At 72.3% G+C, this 7952-nt stretch carries 8 protein-coding genes; 3 read left to right on the forward strand and 5 right to left on the reverse strand.

The features are described 5' to 3' along the window. Window positions 1–141 precede the first annotated feature (141 nt). The gene (locus AB0B72_RS33760) at window positions 142–1023 is read left to right on the forward strand and encodes an MEDS domain-containing protein (RefSeq protein WP_367743413.1); all 882 of its coding nucleotides are present in this window, start codon (window positions 142–144) and stop codon (window positions 1021–1023) included. After that, complete coding sequence (locus AB0B72_RS33765; protein ID WP_367743414.1) at window positions 1020–1982, forward strand: anti-sigma factor RsbA family regulatory protein; 963 nt, start codon at window positions 1020–1022, stop codon at window positions 1980–1982. Before AB0B72_RS33760 ends, AB0B72_RS33765 begins: the two co-directional genes overlap by 4 nt. Before the next feature lie 50 nt (window positions 1983–2032). Here the strand turns inward: AB0B72_RS33765 and AB0B72_RS33770 are convergent, their stop codons facing one another. From AB0B72_RS33770 to AB0B72_RS33790, 5 genes are all read right to left on the reverse strand, one after another. Beyond that, complete coding sequence (locus tag AB0B72_RS33770; RefSeq protein WP_367743415.1) at window positions 2033–3208, reverse strand: cytochrome P450; 1176 nt, start codon at window positions 3206–3208, stop codon at window positions 2033–2035. Between the two features lie 214 nt (window positions 3209–3422). Beyond that, on the reverse strand, window positions 3423–4322 hold the full coding sequence (locus tag AB0B72_RS33775) for a hypothetical protein (protein ID WP_367743417.1): 900 nt from the start codon (window positions 4320–4322) through the stop codon (window positions 3423–3425). Next, window positions 4313–5722 (reverse strand): hypothetical protein, encoded by a 1410-nt coding sequence (locus tag AB0B72_RS33780; RefSeq protein ID WP_367743418.1) that lies wholly within the window; start codon window positions 5720–5722, stop codon window positions 4313–4315. Before AB0B72_RS33780 ends, AB0B72_RS33775 begins: the two co-directional genes overlap by 10 nt. 128 nt (window positions 5723–5850) lie before the next feature. After that, a complete protein-coding gene (locus tag AB0B72_RS33785) occupies window positions 5851–6780 on the reverse strand; it encodes a hypothetical protein (protein WP_367743419.1) in 930 nt (309 codons plus the stop codon). Window positions 6781–6883: 103 nt separating this feature from the next. After that, complete coding sequence (locus AB0B72_RS33790) at window positions 6884–7225, reverse strand: PadR family transcriptional regulator (RefSeq protein WP_367743420.1); 342 nt, start codon at window positions 7223–7225, stop codon at window positions 6884–6886. A gap of 298 nt (window positions 7226–7523) precedes the next feature. Here AB0B72_RS33790 and AB0B72_RS33795 point away from each other — a divergent pair, with 298 nt between their 5' ends. After that, window positions 7524–7760, forward strand: a complete 237-nt coding sequence (locus AB0B72_RS33795; protein ID WP_367743421.1) for a hypothetical protein — start codon at window positions 7524–7526, stop codon at window positions 7758–7760. Window positions 7761–7952: the final 192 nt, after the last annotated feature.

Here is a 7952-nt window from a genome sequence, read left to right on the forward strand (position 1 = left end):
CTCAACGGCTGGGGGGAGGTGGATCGCGGCGGCCGAGAGCCACGTCACCGGGCGGGAGTGTGGCCCTCACCCGGCCCGGTGAGGGACACTTGCCCTGGGTGGTGAACCGCCCTGCGTACCACCGTCGCAAGGGGAGGCTCGATGGACGGCGCATTGCTTGGCCGGCTCGACCTCGGTGACCATGTGTGCCGCCTGTACCGCGACGACGAGCAGCGCCTCGCGACCGTCGCCGGCTTCGTGGAGGCGGGGGTCGGCAGCGGCCACCAGGTCGCGTACTTCTCCGTGGAGCGTCCGGAGACGGTGCTTGAGCAGCTCGGGAGCAGGGGAGTCGACGGAAGGGCCCTGATCGAGCGCGGCGGGCTCCGGGTGACCTCCGCCCAGGACAGTTACCTGGCGTCGGGGGCGTTCCACCCGGAGGCCGTGATGAGCGCATGGCGGCGGGCGATCGCCGACGCGCGTGACTGCGGCTACGCCGGACTCTGGGCGATGGGCGACATGGCCTGGGCGGCCACGAAGATCGCCGGGGCGGACCGCCTGCGATGGTACGAGGCCGAGGTCAACCGGGTCTTCACCGGAGAACACGCGCTCGCGCTGTGCCTGTACGACGAGCGGTCCTTCCCGGCGGACGAGCTCGACCGGATCGCGGCCGCCCATCCGGGCACGCTGGAGCCGGGCGACGGCCCGGGCTGGCGGCCCCTGCTGCGCATGCGGCGCACCGTCGACCCTCCGGGCCTGAAGCTGACGGGCGAGGCCGACGCCTCGAACAGGGACGCCCTGGCCGCGACGCTCGACGGCCTCAGGGACGACCTGCCGCGGACCGGGGCCCCGGCCACGCTCGACCTCACCGACCTGCGCTTCGCCGACGCCGCCGTGGCCCGGCTGCTGATCCGTGCGGCGCGGACCTTCCCGGCGGGGATGCGGATCGCCGGCTGCTCCCCGTGGATCGCCCGCCTCCTGACGCTTCTCGGAGGTGACCAGATCCCGGGAGTGGACGCCGCCGAGGCCCGGGAAACCACGGCATGACGACACCGGACCGTCTTGAGGGTTCACTGCAGCACGTCGGCCTGCTCTATCGGGACGACGACGAGTACGCCGAGGGCTGCGGGGCCTTCCTCGACCGCGCGCTGGCGGTCGGCGGCCCTGTCCTGGTCGCCGTGCCCGGCCGCGGAGGTGAGGTGATCCGGGCCCTGGTGGGCGGCCGTTCCTCCGCGGTGACCTTCGTGGACATGGCCGTCGCCGGCCGCAACCCCGGACGGATCATCCCCGGTCTGCTGTTGCCGTTCCTGCGCGACCACACCGGCCACCCGGCGTGGATCGTGGCGGAGCCCTTGTGGAAGGGCCGCGGGGACATGGAGTACGCGGCCTGCGCCGCGCAGGAGGCGCTCATCAACGTGGCGCTGGCCGGGGACGAGGCGACCGTGCTGTGCCCGTACGACGCCTCCCGCCTGCACACCCAGGCGGTCGTCGACGCGCACCGGACGCATCCGGTGATGCGGGACACCGCCGGCACGCGGGACAGCCCCGCCTACACCGACCCGCTGGAGACGGCGGCCGCGTTCGACGTGCCCCTGCCCCGTCCTCCGAGCGGCGCCGCCACGTGCTGTTTCGACGGTGTCAGGGCGTTGCCGTCGGTGCGCGACTTCGCCGGCGCGCGGGCGGCCGAGGCGGGCCTCGCCCCTCTCCGGGTGAGTGAGCTGGCCATCGCCGTGAACGAGCTGGCCACCAACACGGTCGAGCACACCCGGGGGCCGGGCAGGCTGACGGTCTGGACCGAGCACGACGTCTTCGTGTGCCAGATCGACGACACCGGCCGGATCCGCGATCCGCTCGCCGGTCTGGTGCCGCCCCCGGACACCGCCACCCATGGCCGCGGCCTGGTCGTCGTGCACGAGCTGGCCGACCTCGTCCGCCTGCACCGGCACGCCTCGGGCACGAGCGTCCGCGTTCACTTCGACCTGCCGCGAGGTCGCGCCGGCGACTGAGGAGGCGGCTGTAAGGCGACTGACGGCGGCCGGGACGGGTCAGGCCGCCGTCACCAGGTGACGGGAAGCGCGGTGAAGCCTCCGGTGAGGCGGTCCTTGCGCGGCGTCAGGTCCGTCTCCGGGACGGCCAGGCGCAGGGCGGGGAAGCGCTGGAAGAGCGACCCGAAGACGGTACGCAGCTCGACCCTGGCCAGACCGGCCCCGAGGCAGTAGTGGGCGGCGTAGCCGAACCCGACGTGCGGGTGCGAGATCTCCCGCGCGATGTCGAACAGCTCGGGCTCCTCGTAGACCCTTCCGTCCCGGTTTGCGGCATGGACGGCCAGCATCACCAGCTCACCGGCCCTGATCACCACGCCGCCGACCTTGACGTCCTCGTGCGCGTAGCGGACCAGCCCGTGCTGGCTCGGCACGGCCATCCGCATGATCTCCTCGACCGCCGCGGCGGCGAGCGAGGGATCGGCCCTCAGCGCGTCCCGCTGGGCCGGGCTCCGCAGGAGCAGCAGCACGCCGTAGTCGATCTGGTTGACCGTGGTCTCGTGCCCCGCGAACAGCAGACCGCCCGCGACCCGGGCGATGTCGCTCTCCTCCAGGGCGGCGGTCGCCAGGTCGGAGTAGACGTCCTCGCCGGGGTGCTCCCGCTTCTCCTGGACGATCGCGTAGGTGTACTCGCTCATCTGGCGCTGGGCGTCGGCCGAGCGCTCCGGGTCCGACAGGTTCGTCATCTCCTCGGCGATGGCGCGGAACTTCTCCCTGTCGCCGTACGGCACGCCGAGCAGCTCGCAGATGACCATGATGGGCAGCGGGACCGACAGCCGCTCGTGCAGGTCGGCGGGGGGACCCTGCTCGGCCATCTCGTCCAGCAGCTCGTCGACCAGCACCTGCATCCGCCCACCCAGCGCGCGCATCCGCCGGGCGGAGAAGGCGGGCGCGAGCAGCCGCCGCATCGCCTCGTGGACCTGGCGCTCGGTAGCGTATTCGCCACTCGGCCCGCCGATCAGGGCGTTGTTGGAAATGCGCGGGGCCGATTCCGGCGTGGGGTGCGACCTGCCGAACCGGTCGTCCGCGAACACCTGCCTGATCTCCTCGTATCCGGTGACCAGCCACGCCTCGTCACCGGTCTCGGTGCGCACCCTGGTCACGGGCTCGGCGGCCCGCAGCTCGCCGAACTCGGGCGAGACCGCCAGCAGATCCGCACGGTCGAATGGAAGCTGAGGGAGTCCAGACATGAGCGGTTACCCCTTCGAGAGACGGCAGCCTCTCGAAGTTCTCATCTGACTTGATGTTCGGCAAGGCGTCAAAGGCGTGTCTTAACTGGACATTCGCCTTTCCCGACCATGGTTACGCGGTTACGCCCCGCCGTCAGGCGAGGGCTCGGCCCGCCGGGGTGGAAGCCCGTCTTCTCCGGGGTCGCTGCTGTGCCGCGGACGCCGCCACCGCCGGTCATGGCTCCAGTCCGAACTCGGCGTACGCCCGGCCGCGGAGCTCGATGACCCGTGGGGTGTAGACCCGGTAGAAGTCCGCGCCGCACTCCAGGTCGTCGAGCGCGTCCGCGATCTCCGCGGTCAGGTACGGCCGGGCCTGCTCCGGGCTGAGCATGGGCTGGTAGACCTGGTACCGGCCGTCGGCGCCGGGTCCCTGCGCCTTCAACGGGTCATCGGAGATGTCGTCGGCCCGTCCCATCTCGGTGATCTGCGCCTGGAACCTCGCGGGTCCCCGTTGGTCCATCGCCGACGGCGTGGACGAGCCGATCGCGTAGCCCTTCGCCCTCATGCAGCCTGCCATGGCGCCGGCGAGCCGGGCGAGCGTGGGATCGGCGTCGAGCTGGACGGTGCGCCGTTGCGCCAGGTCCTCCGCCTGCCTGAAGTGGTCCATGGCCGACGCGACGTCCCTGCCGAGGATCTTTTTCACGGCCTGTGCGTAGCAGGCGTCGTCCGCTGTGCGGTACGCGGTGAGCTGGGTGGGCGACAGCGCGCTCTGTATCGAGAGGTTGGGATCGACGGGGCCGGGCCGTGCCGGCTTCACCATGGGGTTGCCGAACCGCTGGGGATACACGTAGAGGGCGTAGGCGCCGTAGCCGTACCGCGCGCGGAACGCCCTCAGGGCCGCGTGCTCTCCCCTGTCCCGCCTGCTCTCCTCCTCGGTGACCACGCGGGCCGGGGGGACGTAGGGGATGTAGGTGAAGCCGCGCTGTCTCATGCAGTCGGCGCGCGCGGTCTCGATCGCGCGGGTGGGCTCCGGGCCCCCACCCGGCGCGGGGGCGGCGCGGGTCTCAGCGGCGCGTCCGCAGACCGCCAGCACGACGAGGGACAACGCGGCGAGCGCCGCCGGCTTCATGGACATGTGATCTCATCTTTCGGAGTCGTACGGAGCCGCGCGGGAGTGAGGAGCGCGTGCAGGGCGAGGGCCGCCGCCAGGCAGGCGACCGGGATGACCGGCAGGACGTACCGGTGATCGAAATCGAGCACGGCGACGGGGACGACGAGGAGGGACACCGCCATGGTCCAGGGCAGAAGGGCGGCGCGTCGCCGCATCACGGCACCGAGCGCCCCGGCCACCAGGATCGCCGCCAGGAACGGGCCGCGCAGGTATGCCGGGTACTGGTAGGCCACCAGGACGTCCGCGAACGGCCGGACCGTGGAAAGACCCCGGATGGCCGGGTCGTACTCCCGTCTCATCGTGCCGATCAGCGGCTGGTCCGGAAGCGACCCGTCCCCGAGTGTGAAGCCGAAGGCGGGAGTGGTCCGTTGCGGATGGCGGATCGGAGTCCAGGCGAAGGTCAGGAGGGTGTCGTGTGCGACGTCGCGGAGGTAGTCGAGCGGCTGGGCCGCGATCGCCCGGATCGCGAAGGCGCGGGCGAGGTCGTTGTGGGCGAACTGGTCGCCGGGAAGCCGGTTGAGCGAGGCGCCGGGGGCCCATACGTACTCGGACGCGGCGTCCACCGTCGTGCCGTTCGGGCAGAGCGGGGCCAGGTCGGGGGGCGGCTCGATGACCCGGCAGTCGGCGAAGGTCATCGTGCGGGCCCAGAGCGAGACGCCGTCCGCGCCGCTCAGGGTGAATCGTCCGTGCACCCGGCTGTACCAGGCGGCGTACGCCGACAGCGGCAGCGCCGCGGCCAGAGCGAGGGCGAGCAGCGGTCGCGGACCCGCCCGCTGGACGGCCAGGACGAACAGGACCACGATGAGCAGCGGCAGCGTCACCGTCCGGGTCAGTGTGGCCAGGGCCAGCAGCAGCCCGGCCGTCGCGGCGGCCCGCACCGTCAGCCGGGGGGACCACAGCAGCACGGTGACCGTGGCCACGATCAGGAACATGAACTGCGTGTCGGACAGGACGGCGTGTTCCAGCCGGAGGAACGAGCCGTCGAGCAGGGCGGGCGCCGCGGCGAGGGCGGCCGCCCAGCCTGGCACCGACCGCCGCCGCAACAGCGCGTACGTCATGACGCCCACGGCCAGACCCATCGTGTGCTGCACGGCCGCCACCACCGAGACGCTGTGGAACGGCCACAGGAGCCGGAGCAGGAGCGGATATCCGATGGGATGGAACGCCGCCGGTGGTCTCAGATGGAGAGCCGTGTCCATATAGGTGAAGGAGTCGTACCAGTAGAGCTGGGCGGGGCGGTAGGCGAGCATCGTCACGGCGCGAAGCGCGGCGGCGAACGAGACGAGGACGACGAAGGCGCGGTGGTCCCGGACGGTGATGACACGGCGCGAGGGAGGCGCCAACGGTCGGACGGCTGTGAGCACGATGCATCGATCCTTGTGAGGGAACGTGAAGGCCGGCCGGGCCGCGTGGGTGGCCGGAGAGGGCGCGGCCGAAGGAGCGCACGCCGCGGCTTCCCCCTCGGACCGAGGAGGAGCGGATAAGAGCCTGATCAGAGCTGGAGGCGCCGGCGCGACTGGTAGGGCGCGACCGTCGCCGCGACGGTCAGGAGGGCGAGCAGGGCCCAGTGGGCGAGGCCGTTACGGCTGAGCAGCGAGAGGTTCTCCATCGGAACGGCCAGCTGCGTCACCAGGTACACGCCGGCCGCGACCGCCCAGCGTGGATCCCCCGAGACGTGCCCCGCCCAGCAGGCGAGCAGGAGCAGGCCGGCCTCCACGGCGACCCGGGCGAACGTCGCGGGGGACGCGTCGGCGAGGTCCAGCCACGCGGGGTCGGCGCCCGCCACCAGCGGCGCCACCGCCCACCAGCGCCACGACCTCGTCCTGAGCGGCCGTTTCGAGGAGGCGAGCACCAGCAGGCCCACGATGAGGACCGCGTACGCGATCATCGGGGCGATCGGGCCGCCGGTGCCGTAGAGCGCGCGTCCGCCCCAGAACCGGTCGGGCAGCACCGGCAGCAGGGTCTGGTCGAGCCACGGCCTCCCGAGCGCCATGGCCGCGACCTTGCCGCCGGTGACGGCGGCGAGGGGAATCGCCGGCCATACCCATCCGTAGGTCACCGCGAAGACAGTGGCCGCGGACAGCCCCACCCACAGGGGGATGGACCCGGCGTAGGGGAGAAGCGTCGCAAAGGTGCCGAGCGCCACCACCAGCACCCCCAGGTGGAGCCCGTCCCGCCAGGGCGGGCCCTCGGAGGCCAGCGCGGCGCGGGCGCGAAGACCCCCGTGGACCAGCGACGCCGCCTCGCGGGGGGACGGCACGGAACGTGCCGGCGGGGTCGTCTCCAGCAGCGTGGCGACGATCTCCTCCCCGAACCGCTCCCGGTAGTCACGGGGGTAGGCGCGCAGCAAGTAGCGGTAGCGGCGTTCGAGCGCCCATGGGCCGGCTGCCGATCCGACGCCGGTGCCCGCCGTGGTCGTCATCCGGCCTCCCGGACGCCCACGGCGACACGGGCGACACGGGCGGCAGGGACGACACGGGCGGCAGGGACGACACGGGTGGGGTGGACGGCGAGGGGGCCCGCGCTCACGCGAACGCCGATCCGAGACCGACGATCCTGCCCGTCACCACCGCGGCGGCCTGTTGCATGCGCAGGGCTTCCTCGGACACCGCGGCGCGGCCCTCGTCGGTGAGCCGGAAGTACCGCCGTGGCCGCCCGTCGACGATCTCCTCCCGCTCCACGGTGATGAGGCCGCTCGCCGCGAGCCGGTCGAGTGCGCCGTACAGGGTGCCGACCGGCAGCTTCACCCTGCTCTCGGACAGATGCAGGGTCCGCTTGATGATGCCGTGCCCGTGCATCGGACCGTCGAGGAGCGCCGCGAGAATGAAGTACGTCGGCTCGCTGATCGCGGGTGATCTCTTGGCCATGCCGGGAACCATACTTCGCCTCACGAAGTATGGTCAAGCCTCCCTCTGACCGGGATCGCCGTAAGCATCATGTCTTTTCGGATTACCTCCGTCATTTCCGGATGTGGCATGGGGCTGGTGGGGCCGAGGGAACGAGCGTCGTGATCGGGTGAAGTGACCGCATCGCGTGGGAGATCTTCACTTCGGGCGCGGTGGCGCGGTGCCCCGACGGGGGAGACCGCATCTCATACCGATCGTGTCCGGATGAGCACATTGTGTCTCCGGCACCGAGCCTGCACCGAGCCTGGAGGTGGTACGCGTGCGGTTCCCAGCCGAGGACGCTGCCTGGACCCAACTGCGCAGCGACTATGCCGGCCGCTGGTCGATCTGGAGGAGCGACGCCGGCCGCTGGTACGCGACCCGGCTGACGAGGTCGCTGTCCCGGGCGGAGATGGACCGGGGGCTGATCATGACCGCCTGCGGCGAGAGCGCGGAGGAGCTGCGCGCGCTGCTCACCGCCCAGGACGGCCTGTCCAGCCAGATGATCTCCTCGTGAGCCCCTGGTGCCGTACGCCTGCCCGCTTCCGCGACCGCGGCGCGGGCGACGCGAGGTGTGAGCGGGCGTAAGACCTGGTGCACGAGGGCGGGGGGGGCCCCCCCCCCCGGGGGCGGGGCCCCCCCCCAGCGAGAGAGCGCGACCCCCCCCCCCCGGCGGCCCCGGCGCGGCGCGGGGGCGCGGGGGGCCCGG

Origin of the sequence: Microbispora sp. NPDC049125 (assembly GCF_040802045.1) — a bacterium.
In the GTDB taxonomy this organism is placed as follows: Bacteria; Actinomycetota; Actinomycetes; order Streptosporangiales; family Streptosporangiaceae; genus Microbispora.